Genomic DNA, 23,068 nt, shown 5'->3' on the forward strand with positions numbered 1-23,068 from the left:
GGCGGCGGCCAGCGCCCGCGGCAACCGGGCCGCCGCCCGCGGCACCGACCGCACGATCACCGCCATCTGCGACCACGGCACGCCGTCGATCAGATGCGCCCGCCGCAGCGTGTCGGCGATCAGGGCCGCCTCGGCGTGCCCGGAGGCGGCCAGCTGCACCCGCACCGCGCCGGGCTCGGTGACCGCGCTGCCCAGCTCGGGCCCGGTGCCGCCCGGCAGCCGGCGCGCGACACCGGTGATCGCGCGGGCCACCGCGGGCGCGCAGCGCCGCGAGACCGTCAACGTCACCGCCGGGTCGTCGCCGCCCAGCAGCGCATCCGGGTCCGCGCCCCGGAACCCGAACACCGCCTGGGTGGGATCGCCGGCGAGCAGCGTCACGTCGGCACCGGCGGCCAACACCCGCACCAGCTGGGCGGCCTGCGGGTCCAGGTGCTGAGCGTCGTCGACCAACAGGATCCGGACCCGCTCGCGTTCGGCGGCCAACAGTTCCGGGTCGACCGCGAAGGCCTCCAGCGCGGCCCCGACGAGTTCGGCGGCCCCCAGCGCCGGCATCGTGGCCTGCGGGGCGGCGGTCCCGACCGCCGCGCGCAGCAGCATCACCTGCTCGTACTGCCGCGCGAACCGGCCCGCGGCCGACCACTCCGGGCGCCCGGACAGCCGCCCCAACCGCTGCAGGTCGCGCGGCTCGACCCCGCGTTCGGCGCAGCGCGCCAGCAGGTTTCGCAGTTCGGTGGCGAACCCGTCGGTGCCCAGCGCGGGCAGCAGTGACTCCGGCCAGTCGGCGCCGTCCTCGAGGTCACCGGCGAGCAGTTCGCGGATGATGCCGTCCTGTTCGGCGCCGGTGACCAGCCGCGGCGGCGGATCGCCGGTGCGCTGGGCGGCCAACCGCAGCACCGCGAACGCGTAGCCGTGCACGGTGCGCAGCAGCGGTTCGCGGATCACCGCGGGGCCGGCCCCGCGTGCCCGCAACAACGCGGTCGTCATCGCGCTGCGGGCGGCCACGCCGAGCCGGTCGGGGGTCAGCAGCAGGATCGACTCCGGGTCGGCGCCGGCGCCGATGTGGGCGGCCGCGGCGTCGACCAGCAGGCTGGTCTTGCCGGTCCCGGGGCCACCCAGCACCCGCAGCCGGCCGCGCCGCGCCGGATCGAGGGCGGCGCGCGCCTCGGGGTTCCAGCGTTCGGTCATACCGGCATGACACCACTGGGGTCCGACAAGTCCGCCCCAGCGGCGCCGCCTTAGCGGCTCGGGTGCCAGCGGACCGGACCGGCCCGCAGCGGCGGACCGTCCTGGCCGGGGGCAACGCGGGTGACCGTCACCCGGACCGGTGCCGCGTCCGTGGCGGTGGCACGTTCATACTCGGCGCGCCGGCGCGGGTCACGCAACAACGCATAGGCGGCGAGGATCTGGCGCAGCCCCTCGTCGGCGGCCGAATCCACGCTGCCGCAGCGGGTATCGGGATGATGGGTGCGCAGCTGGCGGCGATACGCGTGGGTGATCTCCTCCTGGGTTGCGGTCCGCGCCACGCCCAGCACCGCATACGGGTCACTCATGGCACACTCTGGTGTCGCGCTCAAGGAGGGGGTGGGCGCGCGTGCCGGGCTTGTCGGCGCGCCCACCCTGGGCGATGACCGCCGTGCGGTCCCCGCGAGCAAGCCACGACAAGTGGCGGTGCGCGTTCCGCCGGATCCGGCGTCGGTCGCGCCTCAATCTGTCGCAGTAGGTGGGGACGGCACGGGGTCACCGCGTGGATGTGACCGGGCTACCGGCGCCTCAGGCGCTGATCGACTGTTGTTCGCCGTCGTGGCTGATCGCGATCCGGCGCGGCTTGGCTTTCTCCGCCACCGGAATGGTCAGCCGCAACACGCCGTCGTGGTAGCTGGCGTCGATCTTGTCGGTGTCGAGGTTCTCGCCGAGGAACAACTGCCGGCTGAAGATGCCACGTGGGCGCTCGGCCGACACCGTCTCCTGTTCCGGGTCGAGGTCGGGGCGTTCGGCACGGACGGTCAACACGTTGCGCTCGACGTCCAGGTCCAGCGAGTCGGCCTTCACCCCGGGCAGATCGAACTCGACGATGAACTGATCCTTCTCCCGCCACGCGTCCATCGGCATCACGGCCGGCCGCGCCGGGGTGCCCAGCACCGCTTGGGTCAAACGATCCAGGTCACGGAACGGGTCTGTACGCATCAGCATCATATTTCACCTCCCTGGCACATCCGATAATCTATGTCTGCTGATACAGGTTTTTATTACCACTCGTGGTATCTTTGTGCAAGTAGTTGTCGCAAGTTTTTGTGTCGATGGGAGCAGCGGTGTGACGGACGACGCGACATCGCGGTCCGCGCGTGGGGTATACGGCATCTCGGTGGCCTCCGAGCTGTCCGGGATCGGGCCCCAGACGTTGCGGCTCTACGAACGGTGGGGATTGCTGAACCCGGCCCGCACCGATGGCGGCACCCGCCGCTACAGCGACGACGACCTGGAGCGTCTCAAGCGGATCAGCGAACTTGTCGGACAGGGCGTGAACCTGGCCGGCATCGGCCAGATCCTGGACCTGGAAATCCGCAACACCGAGTTGGAGGCACACAACACGCAGCTGCGGTCCGACAACGCCAGATTGAAGGCCGATCAGCGGCCGCCTGCCCACACCACCACGCCGAGGAAAGGAAGGAAGGGCTCAGATGGGACACAACGCCGAGTACAGCGTGCTGATCGACGAAATCCCTGAGGGCGACGCCGTCGAACAGCGCCGAACCGTCGACCTCGACGACGACACCGGCCTGGACACCGACTACCTGACCGGCGCGGGCCGTGACCGAGACGCCAACGAAGCCGATCTGGTTGACCAGGCCGTCGTGGTGCCGATTCCCGACGACGACGGGTATTTCCCGCAGTAACCGCCCCAGCGCGGTCGGCCGGCGTCGGCGGCTGGCAGCATTTCCCGGGTGACCGATGATCTTCACGTGCACCGCTACGGCCCACCCGGACCGGCGCGGCTGCTGGCCATCCACGGGTTGACCGGGCACGGCCAGCGCTGGCAGCGGCTGGCCGCCGACCACCTGCCCGATCTGGCCGTGGCCGCACCCGACCTGCTCGGCCACGGCCGGTCGTCCTGGGCGGCGCCGTGGACCATCGACGCCAACGTGGCGGCGCTGGCCGCGCTGCTGGACGCCGCCGCCGACGCACCGGTGCTGGTGGTCGGCCATTCGTTCGGCGGCGCGGTCGCGCTGCACCTGGCCGCCGCCCGACCGGATCTGGTGGCCGCCCTGGTGCTGCTCGACCCGGCCATCGGCCTGGACGGGGTGTGGATGCGCGAGATCGCCGACGCGATGCTGGCCTCGCCCGACTACCCCGATGCCGCCGAGGCCCGCGCCGAGAAGGCGACCGGTGCGTGGGCCGACGTCGACCCGGCCGTGCTGGACGCCGAACTGGACGAGCACCTGGTCACCTGGCCGGGCGGCCGCTACGGCTGGCGGATCAGCCTGCCGGCCATCATGTCCTACTGGAGCGAGCTGGCTCGCGAGGTGGTGGTGCCGCCCCCCGGCACGGCCACCACCGTGGTGCGGGCGACCCGGACCTCGCCGCCCTACGTTGGGCCGCAGCTCATCTCGGCGTTGCGGCAGTTGGGCCCGGATTTTCAACTGGTGGATATCGACTGCGACCACATGGTGGCCCAGGCCAGGCCCGCCGAGGTGGCGGCGCTCATCCGCGATCGGCTGCCGGTGGGGTCATGGCGCGGGTAACCGATCAGCAGGTCGAACAGGTGCGCGCGCTGGTGGCGGCCATCCCCGCCGGCCGGGTCGCGACCTACGGGGATATCGCCGCGGCCGCAGGGCTTTCCAGCCCCCGGATTGTCGGCTGGATCATGGCGACCGACTCCTCGGATCTGCCCTGGCACCGGGTGATCACCGCGTCCGGGCGGCCGGCGCGCCACCTAAGGACCCGGCAATTGGAGCTGCTGCGCGCCGAAGGGGTGTTGGCCGTCGACGGCCGGGTTCCGTTACGGCAGGTGCGCCACCAGTTTTGACCGGTGCGCCCGCGCCGAGCGTGCACTCAGGGCGAAAAATCGGCCGAAATCTCGCCCTGGATGCACGTTCGGCGCGAGGGCGCGAGGCGCGGCGTTCCGGCTCAGAGCACCAACCGCACTAGTGCGGCGGTGCGGGCCAGGCCCGGGAACGCCTCGGCCGTCGAGCGCGGGTGCAGCGCGTGCACCGCGAGTCGAAACATTAACGCCCGCAACAGCATCTGCGGCCACTCCGGCAGCGCGTCCCACCGCTCGATGAGGCCGTCGTCGGCGTCCCCCCACGACAGCGCGTCGACGACGACCACCCCGGCGGCCCAGGACGCCGGGCGCCAGTACGGGGTGATGTCGGTGACCCCGGGTGCGGCGGCACCGGCGAAGAGCACGGTGCCGTAGAGGTCGCCGTGCACCAGCTGGTTGGGGCTCTTGGTTTGTTTGCGCAGCCGGGCCAGCTGTTTGATCAGGTCCACCGACCGCTGCCCGTCCGCCGAGCCGGGGGCCACCCGGGCGCCCGGCGGCAGCGACTGGAAGGGCCGCTCCTCCCAGGCGGCGCGGTCGGCGGCGATGAAGACGTCGACGTCGGCCCACGGCGCGGCCGGCGCCTGGGTGAGAAACCGGGGGCGCTCGAGCTTGCTGGTGGCCTCATGCAGCCGAATCGCGGCCGACACCACCTCATCGTGGCGGGGTTCCGGGTTGCCGGCGACAAACGTGTCGGCCCGCCAGCCCGACACCACATAGCGACCGTCGGTGGAGCGCACCGGCCGCGCCAGCCGCACCCCGTCGACGAACAGCGTTTCGCGGACCTTGGCCGACCAGGCGGCGCGGGCGTGGTCGGCCACCAACGACAGCACCATCTCCCCGCAGCGCCAGCCGCCTTCCCAACTGGCGCCCAACGGGACCGGCCGCACCCCGCTCAAGCCGAACGCCGCTAATACATGCTCGGGCGGCCGCTCGACAGTCACCCCCTTAGCCTAACGGGGAAAGGGCAGGTTACTGGCGTTAGTACATCACCATGTCGGGCTGCATCTGCTTGGCCCAAGCAACGATTCCGCCCTGCAGATGAACCGCGTCGGAGAAGCCGGCCTTCTTCAGCGCGGCCAGCGCCTCGGCCGACCGGACCCCGGTCTTGCAGTACAGCACCGGCATCCGGTCTTGGGGCAGCTTGGCCAGACCCTCACCGGAATTGATCGACGACTGCGGGATCAGCTCGGCGCCCTCGATGTGGTTGATGTCCCACTCCACCGGCTCACGCACATCGATCAGGGCCACCTTGCTGCCCGAGTCCAGCAGGTCGCGCAGTTCGCGGGGCGTGATGGTCGATCCGGCGGCGGCGTCGGCGGCCTCCTCGGACACCACCCCGCAGAAGTCGTCGTAGTCGATCAGTTCGGTGATCCTCGGCGTGGCCGGATCCTTGCGGATCTTGATGGTGCGGTAGCTCATCTCCAACGCGTCGTAGACCATCAACCGGCCCAGCAGCGGCTCCCCGATCCCGGTGAGCAGCTTGATCGCCTCGGTGCCCATCACCGACGCGATCGACGCGCACAGGATGCCCAGCACACCGCCCTCGGCACAGGAGGGCACCATGCCCGGGGGCGGCGGCTCCGGATACAGGTCGCGGTAGTTGAGGCCACGCCCGTCGGGGGCGTCCTCCCAGAACACCGAGACTTGGCCTTCGAAGCGGTAGATCGAGCCCCACACGTACGGCTTGTGCGCCAGCGCCGCGGCGTCGTTGACCAGATAGCGGGTGGCGAAGTTGTCGGTGCCGTCCAGGATCAGGTCGTACTGGCTGAACAGGTTGACCGCGTTGTCCGAGTTCAACCGCACCTCGTGCAGCCGCACCGACACCAGCGGGTTGATTTCGGCGATCGAGTCGCGGGCGGACTGCGCCTTGGGCCGGCCGACGTCGGAGACGCCGTGGATGATCTGGCGCTGCAGGTTGGACTCGTCGACGACGTCGTCCTCGACGATGCCGATGGTGCCCACCCCGGCGGCGGCCAGGTACAGCAGCGCCGGCGCCCCGAGTCCGCCCGCGCCGACGAACAGCACCCGCGCGTTTTTCAGTCGCTTCTGCCCGTCGACCCCCACGTCGGGGATGATCAGGTGCCGGCTGTAGCGCGCGACCTCCTCGCGGGTCAGCTCGGCTGCTGGCTCAACCAGCGGTGGCAACGACGTCGACACCGAATCTCTCCTCACGCCTATCCACGATATCCATCTCAGCAGTTGGCCAGGTCAACAGCAAACGGCCGTCGAAGCTTCCCCGCGACCGGCTAGGCGATCGGGTACGGCCACGGGTTGAACCGGCAGGTCTTGCCGTCCGGTTTGACCGACTCGGGATCGAATTTCGCGTCGTCGTCGTCGGAGGTGGAAAAGGTCTGCTGCATCATCACCGGGGCCAGGCCGCCCTGCTTCTCGCACGGCTCGTGCTGGGTGTAGCCGATGGCGTGGCCGACCTCATGGTTGATCAGGTACTGCCGGTAGGAGCCGACGTCGCCTTGGAAGGGGATCGCGCCGCGCACCCAGCGCGCCTCGTTGATGAACACCCGCGGCTGCTTATCGGGGCCGTACACCGGGTTGTAGCAGGAGGCCTCCAGCGGGATGTCGTAGCCGCAGCCCTCCCGCACCGTCAGCGGGGAGGTCAGCGAGACCCGGAAGTCGGGTTCACCCACGTCGATCCGGGTGAAGGCGAACTGCGGATTGTGAGTCCAGCTCTTCGGGTTGGCCAGGGTCTGATCGACCATCCGCGCGAACGCATCGTCGCCGCCGAACGCCGTGGTGTCGATCCCGTCCTCGACCTCGACGGTGTAGGTGAACGACTTCGCGGTGCCCTCCCCGATCTTGCCGGTGACGCCGGGCACCACATGCCAGATCTTGGCCCCCGCCTCGGTGAACGGCCCGCCGTCGGGCAACAGCCCGGTGGGCAGGTTGGCGTCGAACTCGGTCAACCCGCGCGGCGGCGCGCCGATGATCTCGGTGCCCGACGAGCCGATGGTCGGCGGGCCCTGGACCGGCTCCTCCACCGCGGGCGCGGGCGCACTGGTCCCGGTCACGGTCTGGTAGATCACCACCACGGTGACCGCCATCAGCACCGGCAGCGCGTAGGCACGCCAGCCGTAGGTGGACACAAATCGGCCCAACCAGGTCTGTTTGCGCCATTGGCGGCGGGTGTCCCGGTTCGAACGCATCCGGCCCGGCCCCCCGGCCAGGGGGTCACGTTGGGCCCGCAGCGGCTCTCGCCACTCGTCGCGAAGCACCGGCACTTGACCGCCGCCGCGGCGCGCCGGGTCGTAGGTCACCGATCCAGGATCGCACAACCGTCCCTAGCTGGGATTCTTGGCGCGCCGTTACCGGTGCCCTGTCGGGGAGACGGCAGCGACGGCAATGGGTAGTAATGTCGTTGCGACGAGCCGCTCGCGCACAGCGCCAGCTGGCGAGCATTAATGCAGATTGAGGACTCGATGAGCGAACTGGCCAATACGGCCGAACGCACCGGCGCCAAGACGGCCACCCGCAACTCCGGCCGCCGGGGCAACCGGATGCCGCGCGATGAACGCCGCGGGCAGCTATTGATCGCCGCCAGTGAGGTATTCGTCGACCGCGGCTACCACGCGGCCGGCATGGATGAGATCGCCGACCGCGCCGGTGTCAGCAAACCGGTTCTCTACCAGCACTTCTCATCCAAGCTGGAGCTCTACCTGGCGGTGCTGCAGCGGCATGTGGACAACCTGGTGTCGGGGGTGCGGCAGGCGCTGCGCACCACCACCGATAACCGGCAGCGGCTGCGGGCCGCGGTCCAGGCGTTCTTCGATTTCATCGAGCACGACAGCCAGGGCTACCGGCTGATCTTCGAGAACGACTACGTCAGCGAGCCGCAGGTGGCCGCCCAGGTGCGGGTGGCCACCGAATCCTGCATCGACGCGGTGTTCGACCTGATCAGCCACGACTCCGGCCTGGACCCGCACCGCGCGCGGATGATCGCGGTGGGGCTGGTGGGGATCAGCGTCGACTGCGCCCGGTACTGGCTGGACACCGACCGCCCCATCTCCAAAGAGGACGCCGTCGACGGCACCGTGCACTTCGCCTGGGGCGGACTGTCCCACGTGCCGCTGAACCGGTAGCAGCCCGGCCGGTAGTAGCCCGGCCCCGCTTACGCGGTGGCCGAGCCGATCCCGAAGCCCACCTTGCGGCTGTCGGCCACGCCGATCTCCACGTAGGCGATCTTGCTGGTCTGCACCAGGAACCGGCGGCCCTTCTCGTCGGTGAGGCTCAGCACGGCGGTACCCTCGGCGCCCTTGCCCAGCGCGGCGGTGACCAGCTCCTCCACCTCGTCGGGTGTCTGCGCGCTGGTGAACACCAGTTCGCGCGGACTGTCCGTGACACCGATCTTGACCTCCACGCCGGCCCCTTTCGTTTGGTAGGCGTCCCAAGCAAGAAGGCTAGTAGACGCGGCGACCCGCGGTGCGCACCAGCCGTTCGCCGTGCGCGATAACCGGTGCGATAACGGAGCCACAACGATGCCGTAACGGGCCCGCGCGCCGCCCTGGCCAGCGGCGTTAGCGCCCATACCGTCGGCGTCGTGAGCGACCTGAAGACCTACGAGTACGTCGACTATCCCGACGACCTGGACGACGACGCGCTCTACGACGACTACCGCGAGGACGACTATGACGCGCCGGTGGATCACCGCTGGCGCCCGGTGGCCGTGATCGCCGGTGGCGTGTTTCTGGCCGCGGTCGTGGGCACCGCGGTGATCCTCCACGGCGATAACCGCGGGACGCAGGCGACCGTCGTCGGGCCGCCGCCGACCCGCACGGTGGTCGCCACGTCGCCGCCGACCCCCTCGGCACCGCCCGGCGATTCGCTGTCCCCGGAAACGGTGACCACGGTGACGCCCAGCGCTGCGCCGTCGCCGTCTGCGGAGCCCGCCGAGCCGCCGGCGCCTGCCCCGGTGCCGCAAGCCGCTGCGCCTGCTCCCGCGCCGGTGAACCCGCGCACCGTGGTCTACCAGGTGACCGGCACCAAACAGCTGCTCGATCTGGTCTCGGTGGTCTACACCGACGGCCAGGGCCTGCCGCACACCGACGTCAACGTGTCGCTGCCGTGGACCAAGTCGGTGGTGCTGGAGCCCGGCGTCGGTGTGGAGTCGGTGACCGCGACCAGCCTGTTCGGGCAGCTCAACTGCTCGATCGTCAACGCCACCGGGCAGCCGATCGCCGTGTCGGCCAACAACTCGATGATCGCGACCTGCACCCGGTAGTTCGTTTGTGGCGTTAGCCGTTCGCGTCGAGGCTTTCGCGCCGGAGGGCCTTTCGCGTCGGCTTTTCGCGCCGGAGGGCTTTCCGCCGGGCTTTTCGCGCCGAGGCTGAAGTCAGGGCGCCGACGCTGCAGTGGCGGCATCGAGACTGCGTCCAGGGCACCGACCCTGCGTCCAGGGCGCCGAGACTGCGCCTGGGACGCAATTTCCGTGGAAAACCCGGCCTCACCGCAGGCTCGATGCCCTCAGCGCAGACTCGGTGCCCTCAGCGCAGACTCGGCATCATCTCGACGCCTCAAGACAGCCCAGATCGCCATTTTCAAGATCAAATTGCTAGCCGCATCGAAGCTGGCCCACGGACCACATCCAGAAACTTGGACTAATTTGCCAAAATCTATTGTTTCCTCAGCTTACGCTCAGGTAGCTTACCGATTGGTGTGACGAGAAACACAGTTGAGGAAGCTAGGAGCTGGCCATGCAACTCGCACTTCGCCCCTACGTCACCGCCGGCGTTGCCCTCGCGGGCGCCAGCATGATCGTCGTCACCCCGGTGACGATGCCTCTCCCCCACGTTCAAATGCCCCAGATACAACTCGCCGCGGACACCGGTCTCGGCGCCATCGGCGACGTGCTGGGCACCCTCGAGCAGGACGCGAGCCAGGCGATGGGCGGGGTCTTCGGCGGCGGGCTGCAAAGCCTCAGCCTGCCCAGCCTCAGCCTGCCGTTACTCGGCGATGCGTTGACCGGCAATGCCGCTCCCGACGCCTTCGTCAACCCCATCACCACCTGGATCGATGTCCTCACCGCGGCCGGAACCAACCTGTCGAAGCTCGGGGAGACCTTCCTCGCCGATCCCGCACCGATCCTGGAGCAGTTCATCACCAACCAGATCGGCTATGCGCAGGTCATCGCCGGGGCGGGCCAAACGCTGGTCACCGGCGTAGCCGACCAACTCTCCAAGCTGCCCGCGGCGTTGCAGACGGCGTTTACCGACTTCGGCTCGGGCGACATCTCCAAGGGATTGCTCGCTATGTGGCAGTGGTTCCTGCTCACGGCACTCCAGTTGATCGGGCCCATCAACACCATCTACACCAACGTCATTGACCCGATGGTGGACCACTTCGCGAACCTGGTGCATACCTTCGGCAACCAGTTGCTTCTCGCTGGCATCGGTCTGCTCCAACCGCTGTTCGGCACCTTCGTGATAGCACCGGGCGAGATCGGCGATTCGATCGCCCAGGCGCTCGGCAGCGGGGACTTCCTCACCGCGTTCAGCGACATCCTCAATGCCCCCGCCACGCTGACCGGCGCACTGCTCAACGGGATTAGCGCCCCGGACATCGGGTCGGCCACCGGCCTGCTCAGTGACCCCGGCGGCACCATCGCGCTCCTGCTGCAAATTCGCGACACCCTCGCCGATGCGCTCGCGACGACGACGGTGAGCCCGACGCTGGCCGGACTCGCCGCCGATCTGCTCGGCGGTCAGACGGCCGACGCGATCCCGATGGACTTCAGCGCATTCCTGAACGCGTTCGATCTCGGTGGCGCGCTGGATCTTTCGCAGTTCGGCGGGCTCGCCGATCTCGCCGCCATCCCAGGCGAGATCGCGTCGGCGCTGCTGAACATCTTCTAAGCCAGCGCCCCAGGACCCGGCTACGCCAGCCCGAGTTCGTGCATCCGCTCGTCGTGGGTGTGCTGCAGCCGGTCGAAGAACCCGGGCAGCTGGTTGAGTCCCTCCGGCCCGGACATCACCAGGTCGACGAGTTCGTCGTGGTCGGCCAGCACGTACTGGGCCTGGGTGATGGCTTCGCCGAGCAGTCGGCGCGACCACAGCGCCAGCCGGCTGCGCTGCTTGGCGGTGGCCGCGCGCACCTCGGCGACGACGAACTGGGAGTGCCCGGTCTCCGAGAGCACCGCGCGCACCACGTCGGCGGCTTCGTCGGGCAGCCCGTCGGCGATCTCCAGGTAGAAGTCGGCGGCCAGCGCGTCACCGACGTAGGTCTTCACCAGGGCTTCCAGCCAGGTGCTCGGCGTGGTCAGCCGGTGGTAGTCGTCCAGCGCCGGCGCATACTTCGACATCGCCGCCACCACGTCGACCCCGCGTTGTTCCAGGGCGTCGCGCAGCAGCTCGTAGTGCCCCATCTCGGCGGCCGCCATGGCGGCCATCGAGATGCGACCGCGCAGGTCGGGCGCCATCCGCGCTTCCTCGGTCAGCCGGTAGAACGCGGCCACCTCGCCGTAGGCCAACAGCGCGAACAGCTCGGTGATCCCGGGATGATCCGCGGACAACCGCGACGAAGGCGGATTGGTCACCTGGTCAGCCGGCGGCGGGGAACTCATGGCAACACTTTAAGCGCGCCGGCGGCGACCCGCTGCGCCCGGCAACGCCGCGCTGGCGATCCCCGCGAAAGCGCGCCGGCGGCGACCCCGCTGCGCCCGGCAACCCTCACCACCACCCCGAAACCGCGGTGAGGGCGGGGTCCGGCGGCCGACCAAGTATCATGGTCGGCGGACAGCGCTAACTAAGGCGCTATCCGAGAAATGTGCGTGCACGCCGTTGGCCCCGCCCAGATGAGCGCAGGGCCCGCCAGTCGGCAACGTATTCGACCGTCAGCTCGTGCGCGCCTGGTAGCTCATTGAACCTCAATGAACCGCGACGAGACTGACACTGAAAGGCACATTGCCGCGCATGACCCCACTTCTTCACCCCGCCCCGACCAGCTTTGCTCACCTCGGTGTTCGCGACGAAATCGTGCGCGCCCTCGCCGAGGACGGCATCGAGAAGCCGTTCGCCATCCAGGAGCTCACCCTGCCGCTGGCCCTGGCCGGCGACGACCTGATCGGCCAGGCCCGCACCGGCATGGGCAAGACCTTCGCGTTCGGGGTGCCGTTGCTGCATCGCATCAGCACCGACACCACCCGGCCGCTGACCGGCACGCCGCGCGCCCTGGTGGTGGTGCCCACCCGTGAACTGTGTCTGCAGGTGTTCGGCGACCTGTCCGCCGCCGCGCGCCACCTGACCGCCACCTCCGACGGCACCGAGCGGCCGCTGTCGGTGGTCTCCATCTACGGCGGGCGGCCCTACGAACCGCAGATCGAGGCGCTGCAAGCCGGCGCCGACGTGGTGGTGGGCACCCCGGGCCGGCTGCTCGACCTGGCCCAGCAGGGTCATCTGCAGCTGGGCGGCCTGTCGGTGCTGGTGCTCGACGAGGCCGACGAGATGCTCGACCTGGGCTTCTTGCCCGATATCGAGCGGATCTTGGCGCAGATCCCGGACACCCGGCAGTCGATGCTGTTCTCGGCCACCATGCCCGACCCGATCATCACGCTGGCCCGGACCTTCATGAACCAGCCCACCCACATCCGCGCCGAGTCGCCGCACCAGTCCGCCACCCACGACACCACCGAGCAGTTCGTCTACCGCGCGCACGCGCTGGACAAGGTGGAACTGCTGTCCCGGGTGCTGCAGGCCCGCGGCCGCGGCGCCACCATGATCTTCACCCGCACCAAGCGCACCGCCCAGAAGGTCGCCGACGAGCTCAGCGAACGCGGCTTCAAGGTCGGCGCGGTGCACGGCGACCTGGGCCAGATCGCCCGCGAAAAGGCGCTGAACGGGTTCCGCGCCGGTGACATCGACGTGCTGGTCGCCACCGACGTGGCCGCCCGCGGTATCGACATCGAGGACGTCACCCACGTCATCAACTACCAGTGCCCCGACGACGAGAAGACCTACGTGCACCGCATCGGGCGCACCGGCCGCGCCGGGCGCACCGGCATCGCGGTCACCCTGGTGGACTGGGACGAGCTGGCCCGCTGGACCATGATCGACAAGGCGCTGGACCTGGGGTGCCCGGATCCGGCCGAGACCTACTCCAGCTCCCCGCATCTGTACACCGAGCTGGACATCCCCACCGAGGCCACCGGCACCGTCGGGACGCCGCGCAAGGCGTCGGGCAAGCGCCCCGAACGCGACGGCCAAAAACCCCGGCAGCGCAACGGCACCCGGACGCGGCGACGCACCCGCGCCGGCAAGCCCGTCAGCGGACCCGCCGGCAATGGCGAGGCGACCAACTCCGACACCGCACCCGCGTCGACCGGCGAGGCCGGAAACGGCGGACGCCGGCGGCGGCGTCGCCCTCGCAAAGCGGCCACCGCCGGTGCGGCGAGCACCAACTAAACCCGGTCTGTTTTGAGGGCCACTCGATGGTCAAACCCGAGCGCCGCACCAAGGTAGATATCGCGGCCGCCGTCGCGATCGCCGTCGTCGTCGCGGTGGCCGCCGCCCTGATCTGGTGGACCAGCGACGCCCGGGCCACCGAAAGCCGACCCGCGACCGCTCCGGCGGCCGAGCCGACGGCGGCCCGCGAGGTGCCGGCGACGCTGAAGCTGCTGTGGAGTGCGGCCAGCCCGGCGACCAGCCGCCCGATCGTGGTGGCCGGCACGGTGATCACTGGCCTCGGGCATCGGGTCGATGGACGCGATCTGGCCACCGGCGCGTCGCGGTGGAGCTACGCCCGCGACGCCGACCTGTGCGCGGTGTCCTACGTGTATCACTACGTCCTCGCGGTCTACCCGGACCGCCGGGGCTGCGGTCAGGTCAGCGGCATCGACGCGAGCACCGGTCGCCGCGGCCCCGCCCGCACCAGCTACGCGGATAAGCACGTCACCGTCTCCTCCAACGGCACGACGGTGTTGTCGGCCGGGCGGACCCGTCTGGAGCTGTGGCGTTCGGATCTGGTCCGGATGCTGTCCTACGGCGAGATCGACGCGCCGGTGAAACCGTCGGTGAAGGGGCTGGGCGCCGGCTGCGCCCTGCTGTCGGCGGCGGCCGGGTCCTCGGCGGTTTCGGTGCTGGAAGCCTGCCCCGGTCAGGCCGACCTGCGGCTGACCCTGCTGCGCCCGGGTAAGGAGGACGACGAGCCGGAGGCGCGGTATGTGCCGCAGCCGGGGATCGCCGCCGACTCCGGCGCCCGGGTGCTGGCCGTCTCCGACACCCGCACCGCGGTGTATCTGCCGTCGCCGAAACCGCGGGTCGAGGTGGTGGACAGCGACGGCGCCACGGTCGCCAGCACGCTGTTGGACAAGCCGCCGGCCGCGTCGGCGACGACGTCGACGGCCGGGGATCTGGTGACCTGGTGGACCGGGGATGCGGTGCTGATGTTCGACGCCGGGAATCTGTCCTACCGCTACACCGTGCACCCGGCCGGCTCGGCGGTCCCGCAGGGGCCGGCGACGATCATGGCGGGCCGGTTGCTGATCCCGGTCGCCGGAGGGGTGGGGGTCTATGACCCGGCCACCGGCGACCTTGACCGGTCCATCCCGGTGAACCGACCGCCGTCGACGGCGGCGGTGATCCCGGCGGCGGCCGGGTCCACGCTGATCGAGCAGCGCGGCGACACCGTGGTGGCCCTCGGCTAAGCCGCCCGGTTCGCGCCGGCCGGTTCGCGCCGAGTGGGAATCTGACGACGCGACACGCCACGACCACGTCGCCAAATTCCCACTCGCGGCCCAAGCGGCCCAAGCGAGCGGCGAACCCGCTACACCTCCGGGGCGAACGTCGGCAGCGACTTGCCGGATTTCCAGTGTTTGAGCAGCGCCGCCGCCAACTCCCGGTAGGCCTGGGCGCCCTTGTTCTTGCGCCCGGCCAGCACCGAGGATCCCGACGCGCTGGCCTCGGCGAACCGCACCGTGCGCGGGATGGGCGGGGCCAGCACCGGCAGGTCGTAGCGGTCGGCCACGTCGAGCAACACGTCGCGGCTGTGGGTGGTCCGCGAGTCGTACAGCGTCGGCAGCGCACCCAGCAACCGCAGGTTGGCGTTGGTGATCTGCTGAACATCGGCGACGGTGCGCAGGAACTGCCCCACCCCGCGATGCGCCAGCGTCTCGCACTGCAGCGGGACGATGACCTCGTCGGCGGCGGTCAAGCCGTTCAACGTGAGCACCCCCAACGACGGCGGGCAGTCGACGATCACCACGTCGAACCGGTCCTCGAGCTTGTCCAGCGCCCGTTTGAGGGCGTACTCGCGGCCGGCCCGCATCAGCAGCATCGCCTCGGCCCCGGCCAGATCGATGTTGGCCGGCAGCAGCGTCATCCCCTCGGCGGTGCTGACCAGCGGCGCGTTGGGCTCGACCTCACCGAGCAGCACCTCATGCACCGACACCGGCAGTTTGTCCGGATCCTGGCCCAGCGAGAACGTCAAACAGCCCTGCGGGTCCAGGTCGACCAGCAGCACCCGCCGCCCCTGGTCGGCCATCGCCGCCCCCAGCGAGGCCACCGTCGTCGTCTTGGCCACCCCGCCCTTCTGGTTGGCCACTGCCAGTATCCGGAATCCGGTCACAAGCGCCGCCCCTCCTCATCGCTTCGCCCTACATCGTCACCGACGGTGCCCACCGCGGCCCTCCCCGGCAACCGGGGCGGTAGCCCGGCACCGGCGGTCATAACTGCCCATCCTGGCACGCGGCCCGGCCGCCCCGCGCCGAACGCGGCGCGTCGGGCACAATCGGTGTGCGTGGGCCTAGAACGTCACGGCGACGAGCACCGCCTGGTGCTGCTGCGCCACGGTCAGACCGAATGGTCGAAATCGGGCCAGCACACCGGCCGCACCGACCTGGAGCTCACCGCCGCCGGCCGGCGCGCGGCGCAGGCCGCCGGCCGGGCACTGGGGCCGCTGGAGCTGGACCACCCGGTGGTGATCTGCAGCCCGCGCCGACGCGCCCTGGCCACCGCGGAGCTGGCCGGCCTGGCCGTCGACGAGGTCTCCGAGCTGCTCGCCGAATGGGATTACGGCGACTATGAGGGGCTGACCACCGCGCAGATCCGCGAAACCGAACCCGACTGGCTGGTGTGGACGCACGGCTGCCCCGGCGGGGAAAGCATCGCGCAGGTCAGTGACCGCGCCGACACGGCCGTGGCGTTGGCGCTGCAGTATCTGCCCGCCCGCGACGTGGTGTTCGTCGGGCACGGCCACTTCTCCCGCGCGGTGATCACCCGCTGGCTGGAGCTGCCGCTGATCGAGGGCGCCCGGTTCGGGATGGCCGCCGCATCGATCGCCGTGTGCGGCTTCGAGCACGCGGTGCGCCAGCTCAGTGCGCTCGGGCTCACCGGCCGGTGACCAGCGAGCCGCCGTTCGTGTTGTGCGGGCCGACCGGGGCGCTGATCGCCGACGGCGTCCGTAACGGCTACCCCGAGGTCGCGGCCGCACAAGCCGCGCTTGCCTCCGGCGAGGCGCCAATCGTGGTGGGCGCGTTGCCGTTTGACGTTCACTCCGCCGCCGCCCTGCTGACCCCGCACGCGGTGCGCCGCGCCGACACGCTGCCCGACTGGCCCACCGCTCCGCTGCCCGCGGTCCGGGTCGACGCCACCGTGCCCGCCCCCGAGGTGCACCGGCAACGGATCCGGCACGCCTTGGCTCAGCTGTGCGCACCGCAGGCCACCCTGAGCAAGGTGGTGCTGGCCCGGGCGTTGCGGCTGGTGGCCGATGCGCCGCTGGACGCCCGCAGCGTCGTGAGCCGGCTGGTCGCCGCCGACCGCAGCGGCTACGGCTACCTGGTGGATCTGACCCCGGCCGGCGAACCCTATTGCGGCGCGGCACTGGTGGGTGCCAGCCCGGAGCTGCTGGTGGCGCGCGAGGGTGCGACGGTGACCTGCCGGCCGTTCGCCGGGTCCGCGCCGCGCGCGGCCGACCCCGAGATCGACCGCGCCAACGGTGCCGCGCTGGTGGCCTCCGGCAAGAACCGGCACGAGCACCAGCTGGTGATCGACACCATGCGCGACGCCCTGCAACCGCTGTGCACCGACCTGCGGATCGCCGCAACGCCGCAGCTGAGCCACACCGCCGCCCTGTGGCATCTGAGCACCCCGATCACCGGCCGTCTTCGCGACACCGCCACCACCGCACTGGATTTGGCGTTGGCGCTGCATCCCACCCCGGCGGTCGGTGGGGTGCCGACCGACGCCGCCGTGCAGCTCATCGGCGCGCTGGAAGGCGATCGCGGGTTCTACGCCGGTGCGGTCGGGTGGTGTGACCGGCACGGGGACGGCCGCTGGGTGGTGGCGATCCGCTGCGCGCAGCTGTCCGCCGATCGGCGCACCGCGCTGGCGCATTCCGGCGGCGGCATTGTCGCCGGATCCGATCCCGACGACGAAGTCGACGAGACCACAACGAAATTCGCGACGATTCTGAACGCGTTGGGAGTTGACCAGTGACCATCCGCCGCGCCGAACCGGCCGACGTCGCCGACATCACCGCGATGATCCACGAGCTGGCCGATTTCGAGCATGCCGCCGATCAGTGCACCGTCACCGAAAAGCAGATCCACGCCGCGCTTTTCGGCGATCCGGTGACGGTGCACGGACACGTCGCCGAGGTGGGCGACGAAATCGCGGCCATCGCCCTGTGGTTCCGCAACTTCTCCACCTGGGACGGCGTCGCCGGGGTGTACCTGGAGGATTTGTATGTGCGCCCCCGCTTCCGCCGCCGCGGGTTGGGCCGCGCCATGCTGGCCGCGCTGGCCGCCGAATGTGTCGCCCACGGCTACACCCGGCTGTCCTGGGCGGTGTTGGACTGGAACTCCGACGCGATCGCGCTGTACGACGCGGCCGGCGGCAAACCGCAGCACGGCTGGACCACCTACCGGGTCTCCGGCGCGGACCTCATCGCGCTGGCGCGCTGATCAGCGATCGGCGACCCAGCGCAGCGCGGCCGGGCTGAACAGCAGCGCCAGCACCGCCAGCACCAGCACGCCGATCGGGATGCCGTAGCCCCACCGATGCGAGCCGACCGCCACATACCAGGCCACCGGCACCAGCAGCACGTTGGCGAACACCGCCACGCCGCGACCCCAGCGCCGACCGCGCAGCAGGGCCCAGCCGGCGGCCAGCACCCCGCCGCCGACCAGGGTGAAACAGACGGCGAGGCTGACGCCGCCGACGACGCGCTGATCGGCCCCGGCCAGCCCGCGCACCACCAACACCGCCGCCACCACCAGGCCCAGCGCACCTTCCGCGGCCACGAGGGCGCCCGCGCCGCGCACGGCGCCCGGCGCCGGGGATTCTGTCACCCGGTCAGCGTAGCCACCCGAGCCCGACGCTCAGATTGCCCGCTTAGACTCGGGCTTCGTGCGTGCCGTGCTGATCGTGAACCCCACCGCCACCTCCACCACCCCGGCGGGGCGTGACCTGCTGGCCCACGCATTGCAGAGCCGTCTTGACCTGACCGTCGAGCACACCGACCACCGCGGTCACGCGATCGAGCTGGCCGATGCCGCCAGGCGGGACGGCGTCGACCTGGTCATCGTGCACGGCGGCGACGGCACCGTGCACGGGGTGGTCAACGGCCTGCTGGGCCGGCCCGGCCCGCTGCCGCAAGGCCAGCTGCCGGCGGTCGCGGTGGTGCCGGGCGGATCGGCCAACGTGTTCGCCCGCTCGCTGGGCATCCCGTCGGATCCGGTGGACGCCACCAACCTGCTGATCGACCTGATCAACGGCTACCGGCACCAGCCGACCTGGCGCCGGGTCGGCCTGATCGACTGCGGCGAGCGTTGGGCGGTGTTCAACGCCGGGATGGGCGTGGACGCCGACGTGGTCGCCGCGGTCGAGGCGCAGCGTCATAAGGGGCGCAAAGTCACCGCGGCCCGCTACATTCGCGCCGCGATCCCCGCGGTGTTGGCCAGCATCCGGCGGGAGGCGACCCTGACGCTGCAGCTGCCCGACCGCGACCCGGTCACCGGGGTGCACTTCGTGTTCGTGTCCAACTCCAGCCCGTGGACCTACGCCAACAAGCGGCCGGTGTGGACCAATCCCGGCTGCGCGTTCGAATCCAACCTCGGGGTGTTCGCCACCCACGGGCTGAAGACCGTGCCCACCCTGCGGATCGTGCGGCAGATGTTCGCCAAGCGCCCGAAGTTCGAGTCCAAACAGCTGGTTCGGGACGACGATGTGACCTGGCTGCGGGTCACCGACAGCGGTTCCGGGGACGAGCCGGGGATCGCCACCCAGATCGACGGTGACTACCTCGGGCTGCGCACCGAGATGACGTTCCGGTCGGTACCCGACGCCCTCAACGTCGTCGCGCCGCCGGTGGCGACCCCCGCTGAACAGCGGTAATCGAATTTCTCAGGGAAAAATGAGACACAGGTCACGCCGAGTGTAGTACAAACGGAAGGTGGATCCGGCAGCGGATCGCCCCACCACGCCCGACGTGAGATTGACCACGTGCGAACGGACACTATTGACATCTGTTCAGCCTGTGAAACGATCTAAACATCGGATGCAAACCGTAAGGATTTTTTGCGCCCGCTAACAGCCGAAGAAAAAATGCTCGTGCGTTGCTGCGCACCAGCACTGCGCCGTGCAGCGCACACAGTTAAAGGAGTAAGCAGGTATGGATTGGCGCCACAGGGCGGTTTGTCGCGACGAGGATCCGGAACTGTTTTTCCCGGTAGGAAACAGTGGGCCGGCGCTCGCGCAGATCGCTGACGCGAAACTGGTCTGCAACCGGTGCCCGGTGACCACCGAATGCCTGGCCTGGGCGCTGGAAACCGGCCAGGACGCTGGCGTGTGGGGTGGCATGGGCGAGGACGAGCGCCGTGCCCTCAAGCGGCGCAACGCCCGGACCAAGGCGCGCACCGGAGTCTAACCTCCGGCTCGACGAAAAGCATTGCGGCCCCGACGATGTCGGGGTCGCTTTGTGTGAGGCCCTCACTGCGCCAACCGGACTCGGCGGCCGATCGGAACCCGCAGCACCATCTCGGTGCCGCCCCCGGGTGCCTCCCGCGTGCTCAGCGTGCCGTCCAGTTCGGCCGACACCAGGGTGCGCACGATCTGCAGGCCCAGCCGGTCGGAGGCCTCCAGGTTGAAATCCTCGGGCAGCCCGCGGCCGTCGTCGCGGACCAGCACGTCCAGCCAGCGCGCCGAGCGTTCGGCGCAGATCGTCACCGACCCCCGGGGAACCGCCGGGTCAAATGCGTGTTCGATGGCGTTCTGGACGAGTTCGGTGATCACCATGATCAACGCGGTCGCGCGGTCGGCGTCCAGCACGCCGAGCGCGCCGCTCCGATTGATCCGGATCGGGGTGTCCACCGTGGCGACGTCGTTCATGATCGGCAAAATCCGGTCGATCACCTCGTCGAGGTTGACCTCCTCGTCCACCGACATCGACAACGCGTCGTGGACCAGCGCGATCGACGACACCCGGCGCACCGACTCCAGCAGCGCCTCGCGGCCCTCGGCGTTGCTGGTGCGGCGGGCCTGCAGACGCAGCAACGCGGCCACGGTTTGCAGATTGTTCTTCACCCGATGGTGGATTTCGCGGATGGTGGCGTCCTTGGACAGCAGCGCGCGGTCGCGGCGCTTGACCTCGGTGACGTCGCGGACCAGCACCGCGGCGCCCGCGGCGGCGCCGTGCACCACCAGCGGCAGTGTCCGCAGCAGCACCGCGGCACCGCCGGCCTCGACTTCCAGCCGCATGCTGGACCCGCCGGCCAGCGAGTCGTGCACGTGCTCGGCCAGCTCCTGGGCTTCGAACGGATCCGAGATCAACGGCCAGGTCACCGCGACCAGGTCGTGGCCCTCCAGTTCGGCGGTCAACCCCATCCGGTGGTACGCCGACAGCGCGTTGGGGCTGGCGTAGGACACCACCCCCTCGACGTCGAGGCGGATGAAGCCGTCGCCCACCCGGGGGCTCGAGCGCGACATCGCCAGATCCCCGACGTCGGGAAACGTGCCCTCCGACAGCATGTGGACGAGATCGCGCGCGCAGTCCAGGTAGGCGGTCTCCAGCGGGCTGGAGGCGCGTTCGGCGGCCAGCGCCGTCTGATGGGTCAACACCGCCACCACCCGGTCGGCGTAGCGCACCGGGACGGCTTCGACGTTCTGGTCGCCGGTGTCGCTTTGCTGCCCGATGCTGCCTGACTCGAATGCCGCGGTCACTAGCGGCAGCTTGTCGGCGTTGACCACGGTGCCGACGACGTCGCGGTCCAGGATCGTCGGCGCGGTGTTGGGTCGGCATTGCGCCACGCACACCAGGACGCCGTCGTCGCGGCGCACCCACATCAGGTAGTCGGCGAACGACAGATCGGCCAGCAGCTGCCACTCCCCGACGACGGCGTGCAGGTGGTCCACGGCGTTGCCCGGCAAGACCGTGTGTTCGGCGAGCAGGTCACCGAGGGTGGACATCTGCGCAGATGGTCAGCTGATCACGGCGATAAGGTCACCGGCCTGGATGACGTCACCCACCGAGACGTTCACTTTGGTGACCGTGCCCGCAACTTCGGCCAGAACCGGGATTTCCATCTTCATCGACTCCAGCAGCACCACGGTGTCACCCTCGCCGATCTGATCGCCCTCGCGGACCACGACTTCAAGCACGCTAGCCACGATCTCCGCGCGAACATCCTCGGCCATCTTCACCTCGTTCATAACCCAGCCGGTGTTTGGCAATTCTGCCGCTCCATCGAACCACAATGGCCCGGCACCGGTGAGCTGGGAGTGTCCCGGTGGCCCGCTGTGGCAGCGTAGCCACCATGACGAATCTTTCTGGTGTGGGCATCTGGAGTGCACAGCTGCGCTACGGCGATTCCGCCGAGGCGGCCGAGGCGGCGGCCGAACTCGAGGAACTCGGGTACTCGGCGCTGTGGATCCCCGACGTCGGCGGGCCGGTCTTCGACGCCGTGGGCCATCTGCTGGCGTCGACCCGCACCGCGACCGTCGCGACCGGAATCCTCAACTTGTGGATGCATACCCCGGAGGAGACCGCCGAGGCGTTCGCGGCGCTGACGGCCACGCACGGCGACCGGTTTTTCCTCGGGATCGGCGTGAGCCATGCCCCGCTGATCGACTCGCGGCAGCCGGGCCGCTACCGCAAGCCGCTGCAGGCCACGGCCACCTTCCTCGACGGGCTCGACGCCGCGCCGCGGCCGGTGCCGACCGCAAGCCGGGCCTTGGCGGCGTTGGGGCCCAAGATGCTGCAACTCGCCGCCGAACGCACCCGCGGCGCCCACCCCTACCTGGTCACCCCCGAACACACCCGCCGCGCCCGGGAGGTGCTCGGGGCCGGGCCGCTGCTGTTGCCCGAGCAGACCGCGATCCTGACGACCGACCGCGACGAGGCGCGCGCGATCGGAACCGATTGGCTGCGTTCGTATCTGGCGATGCCGAACTACGCCAACAATTTGTTACGCAGCGGCTTCACACCCGACGAGATCGCGGCGGTGAGCGACCGGTTGCTCGACGCCATCATCGTGTGGGGTGACGAGGACGCAGTCAAGCGTCGGGTCGACGAGCACCTGCAGGCGGGCGCGGACCATGTCTGCGTGCAGATCCTGACCGCCGACCCGAACGCGTTCCCGCGGGAGCAGTGGCGACGGTTGGCGCCCGCGGTGGTGTAACGCCCGGGCGGGTCGCCGCCCAGGTCAGGGTCATCGGACGGCTCCGCGGGCGGGTGGTAAGCGGATTCGAAGAGAAGTAAGCGAACCTATAGAAATCGTTCTGTGACCGTGTCGTGTTTCAGTTGTGATTAACGAATACCAGTGTTACCAGGGTGACTTGAGTGCCTGAAACACGTCGGGTGCCTCAGCTGAGTTGAGGAGCATTCCCTTGTCTACCAACATGTTTGAGACTTCCACGATGCGCGCATCCCTGGCCCGTGCCGCCGTCGGCGCCGGGTTGGCCCTGGCCGTATGTGGCGTGATCGGATACGGCGGCGCGGTCGCCGGCGCGTCGCCGGTGCCAGCCGACGATCCAGTGCCCGCCCCGGCCCCGCCCGCCTCGGACCCCAGCTCGGCCGTCAACGTCGCCAATG

26 protein-coding genes and 1 pseudogene are annotated in these 23,068 nt (G+C 70.0%); 15 read left to right on the top strand and 12 right to left on the bottom strand.

Annotation, left to right across the window (positions count from 1 at the left end):
* From BKN37_RS14725 to BKN37_RS14735, 3 genes are all read right to left on the bottom strand, one after another.
* Positions 1 to 1,185 (bottom strand): UvrD-helicase domain-containing protein (locus BKN37_RS14725; RefSeq protein WP_165618343.1); only part of this gene is annotated, 1,185 nt, incomplete at its 3' end.
* A 50-nt stretch (positions 1,186 to 1,235) separates the two neighbouring features.
* Positions 1,236 to 1,550 carry a J domain-containing protein gene (locus BKN37_RS14730; RefSeq protein WP_071027100.1) on the bottom strand — a complete coding sequence of 105 codons (315 nt, stop codon included), beginning with the start codon at positions 1,548 to 1,550 and terminating at the stop codon, positions 1,236 to 1,238.
* Positions 1,551 to 1,770: 220 nt separating this feature from the next.
* Entirely contained in the window at positions 1,771 to 2,193 is a 423-nt protein-coding gene (locus BKN37_RS14735; RefSeq protein WP_278184950.1) for an Hsp20/alpha crystallin family protein, read from the bottom strand.
* Between the two features lie 118 nt (positions 2,194 to 2,311).
* On the opposite strand from BKN37_RS14735, the gene BKN37_RS27810 reads away from it, so the two are divergent.
* From BKN37_RS27810 to BKN37_RS14750, 4 genes are read left to right on the top strand one after another with little or no spacing between them, the layout of a single operon-like run.
* Entirely contained in the window at positions 2,312 to 2,725 is a 414-nt protein-coding gene (locus BKN37_RS27810) for a MerR family transcriptional regulator (RefSeq protein WP_083341805.1), read from the top strand.
* Complete coding sequence (locus BKN37_RS14740; protein ID WP_071027102.1) at positions 2,679 to 2,894, top strand: hypothetical protein; 216 nt, start codon at positions 2,679 to 2,681, stop codon at positions 2,892 to 2,894. The genes BKN37_RS27810 and BKN37_RS14740 overlap by 47 nt, the downstream gene beginning before the upstream one ends.
* Before the next feature lie 48 nt (positions 2,895 to 2,942).
* A complete protein-coding gene (locus BKN37_RS14745; protein ID WP_071027103.1) occupies positions 2,943 to 3,740 on the top strand; it encodes an alpha/beta fold hydrolase in 798 nt (265 codons plus the stop codon).
* Positions 3,728 to 4,024: an MGMT family protein gene (locus tag BKN37_RS14750; RefSeq protein ID WP_071027104.1), complete on the top strand. Its 297-nt coding sequence runs from the start codon at positions 3,728 to 3,730 to the stop codon at positions 4,022 to 4,024. Before BKN37_RS14745 ends, BKN37_RS14750 begins: the two co-directional genes overlap by 13 nt.
* Before the next feature lie 101 nt (positions 4,025 to 4,125).
* Here the strand turns inward: BKN37_RS14750 and BKN37_RS14755 are convergent, their stop codons facing one another.
* From BKN37_RS14755 to BKN37_RS14765, 3 genes are all read right to left on the bottom strand, one after another.
* A complete protein-coding gene (locus tag BKN37_RS14755) occupies positions 4,126 to 4,980 on the bottom strand; it encodes a TIGR02569 family protein (RefSeq protein WP_071027106.1) in 855 nt (284 codons plus the stop codon).
* A 37-nt stretch (positions 4,981 to 5,017) separates the two neighbouring features.
* Positions 5,018 to 6,196 (bottom strand): adenylyltransferase/sulfurtransferase MoeZ, encoded by a 1,179-nt coding sequence (gene moeZ / locus BKN37_RS14760; protein ID WP_071027108.1) that lies wholly within the window; start codon positions 6,194 to 6,196, stop codon positions 5,018 to 5,020.
* An 89-nt stretch (positions 6,197 to 6,285) separates the two neighbouring features.
* Positions 6,286 to 7,311, bottom strand: a complete 1,026-nt coding sequence (locus BKN37_RS14765; protein ID WP_071027110.1) for a DUF3152 domain-containing protein — start codon at positions 7,309 to 7,311, stop codon at positions 6,286 to 6,288.
* 162 nt (positions 7,312 to 7,473) lie between these two features.
* On the opposite strand from BKN37_RS14765, the gene fasR reads away from it, so the two are divergent.
* A complete protein-coding gene (gene fasR / locus BKN37_RS14770; protein ID WP_071027142.1) occupies positions 7,474 to 8,133 on the top strand; it encodes an HTH-type transcriptional activator FasR in 660 nt (219 codons plus the stop codon).
* A gap of 29 nt (positions 8,134 to 8,162) precedes the next feature.
* On the opposite strand, the gene BKN37_RS29920 is transcribed toward fasR, so the two are convergent.
* Positions 8,163 to 8,411: a DUF3107 domain-containing protein gene (locus BKN37_RS29920; RefSeq protein WP_071027112.1), complete on the bottom strand. Its 249-nt coding sequence runs from the start codon at positions 8,409 to 8,411 to the stop codon at positions 8,163 to 8,165.
* 180 nt (positions 8,412 to 8,591) lie between these two features.
* Between BKN37_RS29920 and BKN37_RS14780 the strand changes: the two genes are divergently transcribed.
* The gene (locus tag BKN37_RS14780; RefSeq protein ID WP_071027114.1) at positions 8,592 to 9,272 is read left to right on the top strand and encodes an MmpS family transport accessory protein; all 681 of its coding nucleotides are present in this window, start codon (positions 8,592 to 8,594) and stop codon (positions 9,270 to 9,272) included.
* Between the two features lie 529 nt (positions 9,273 to 9,801).
* Positions 9,802 to 10,902 carry a hypothetical protein gene (locus BKN37_RS14785; RefSeq protein WP_131823612.1) on the top strand — a complete coding sequence of 367 codons (1,101 nt, stop codon included), beginning with the start codon at positions 9,802 to 9,804 and terminating at the stop codon, positions 10,900 to 10,902.
* 20 nt (positions 10,903 to 10,922) lie between these two features.
* Here the strand turns inward: BKN37_RS14785 and BKN37_RS14790 are convergent, their stop codons facing one another.
* Positions 10,923 to 11,609, bottom strand: a complete 687-nt coding sequence (locus BKN37_RS14790; protein ID WP_071027117.1) for a ferritin-like fold-containing protein — start codon at positions 11,607 to 11,609, stop codon at positions 10,923 to 10,925.
* 349 nt (positions 11,610 to 11,958) lie between these two features.
* On the opposite strand from BKN37_RS14790, the gene BKN37_RS14795 reads away from it, so the two are divergent.
* Positions 11,959 to 13,446, top strand: a complete 1,488-nt coding sequence (locus BKN37_RS14795) for a DEAD/DEAH box helicase (RefSeq protein ID WP_071027119.1) — start codon at positions 11,959 to 11,961, stop codon at positions 13,444 to 13,446.
* 26 nt (positions 13,447 to 13,472) lie between these two features.
* On the top strand, positions 13,473 to 14,687 hold the full coding sequence (locus BKN37_RS14800; protein WP_071027121.1) for an Rv3212 family protein: 1,215 nt from the start codon (positions 13,473 to 13,475) through the stop codon (positions 14,685 to 14,687).
* A gap of 119 nt (positions 14,688 to 14,806) precedes the next feature.
* Here the strand turns inward: BKN37_RS14800 and BKN37_RS14805 are convergent, their stop codons facing one another.
* Positions 14,807 to 15,607 (bottom strand): ParA family protein, encoded by an 801-nt coding sequence (locus BKN37_RS14805; RefSeq protein WP_095407101.1) that lies wholly within the window; start codon positions 15,605 to 15,607, stop codon positions 14,807 to 14,809.
* A 171-nt stretch (positions 15,608 to 15,778) separates the two neighbouring features.
* On the opposite strand from BKN37_RS14805, the gene BKN37_RS14810 reads away from it, so the two are divergent.
* From BKN37_RS14810 to BKN37_RS14820, 3 genes are read left to right on the top strand one after another with little or no spacing between them, the layout of a single operon-like run.
* Complete coding sequence (locus tag BKN37_RS14810) at positions 15,779 to 16,381, top strand: acid phosphatase (protein ID WP_071027123.1); 603 nt, start codon at positions 15,779 to 15,781, stop codon at positions 16,379 to 16,381.
* On the top strand, positions 16,378 to 17,475 hold the full coding sequence (locus BKN37_RS14815) for an isochorismate synthase (RefSeq protein ID WP_071027125.1): 1,098 nt from the start codon (positions 16,378 to 16,380) through the stop codon (positions 17,473 to 17,475). Before BKN37_RS14810 ends, BKN37_RS14815 begins: the two co-directional genes overlap by 4 nt.
* A 44-nt stretch (positions 17,476 to 17,519) precedes the next feature.
* Entirely contained in the window at positions 17,520 to 17,942 is a 423-nt protein-coding gene (locus tag BKN37_RS14820; RefSeq protein ID WP_083341806.1) for a GNAT family N-acetyltransferase, read from the top strand.
* Here the strand turns inward: BKN37_RS14820 and BKN37_RS14825 are convergent.
* Positions 17,900 to 18,329, bottom strand: a pseudogene (locus BKN37_RS14825) (hypothetical protein). The gene BKN37_RS14820 and the pseudogene BKN37_RS14825 overlap by 43 nt on opposite strands.
* A 58-nt stretch (positions 18,330 to 18,387) precedes the next feature.
* Between BKN37_RS14825 and BKN37_RS14830 the strand changes: the two are divergent.
* Complete coding sequence (locus tag BKN37_RS14830; RefSeq protein WP_071027131.1) at positions 18,388 to 19,374, top strand: diacylglycerol/lipid kinase family protein; 987 nt, start codon at positions 18,388 to 18,390, stop codon at positions 19,372 to 19,374.
* Between the two features lie 277 nt (positions 19,375 to 19,651).
* Positions 19,652 to 19,906 (top strand): transcriptional regulator WhiB1, encoded by a 255-nt coding sequence (gene whiB1, locus BKN37_RS14835; protein WP_071027132.1) that lies wholly within the window; start codon positions 19,652 to 19,654, stop codon positions 19,904 to 19,906.
* A gap of 62 nt (positions 19,907 to 19,968) precedes the next feature.
* Here the strand turns inward: whiB1 and BKN37_RS14840 are convergent, their stop codons facing one another.
* Together BKN37_RS14840 and BKN37_RS14845 are read right to left on the bottom strand one after the other, a co-directional pair.
* Entirely contained in the window at positions 19,969 to 21,444 is a 1,476-nt protein-coding gene (locus BKN37_RS14840) for a sensor histidine kinase (RefSeq protein WP_071027134.1), read from the bottom strand.
* A gap of 12 nt (positions 21,445 to 21,456) precedes the next feature.
* Positions 21,457 to 21,672, bottom strand: a complete 216-nt coding sequence (locus BKN37_RS14845; protein WP_071027145.1) for a biotin/lipoyl-binding carrier protein — start codon at positions 21,670 to 21,672, stop codon at positions 21,457 to 21,459.
* Positions 21,673 to 21,791: 119 nt separating this feature from the next.
* Between BKN37_RS14845 and BKN37_RS14850 the strand changes: the two genes are divergently transcribed.
* Positions 21,792 to 22,655, top strand: coding sequence for an LLM class F420-dependent oxidoreductase (locus tag BKN37_RS14850; RefSeq protein WP_071027136.1), 864 nt, complete (start codon positions 21,792 to 21,794; stop codon positions 22,653 to 22,655).
* Positions 22,656 to 23,068 lie beyond the last annotated feature (413 nt).

The organism is Mycobacterium talmoniae, from assembly GCF_001854525.1.
GTDB lineage: Bacteria > Actinomycetota > Actinomycetes > Mycobacteriales > Mycobacteriaceae > Mycobacterium > Mycobacterium talmoniae.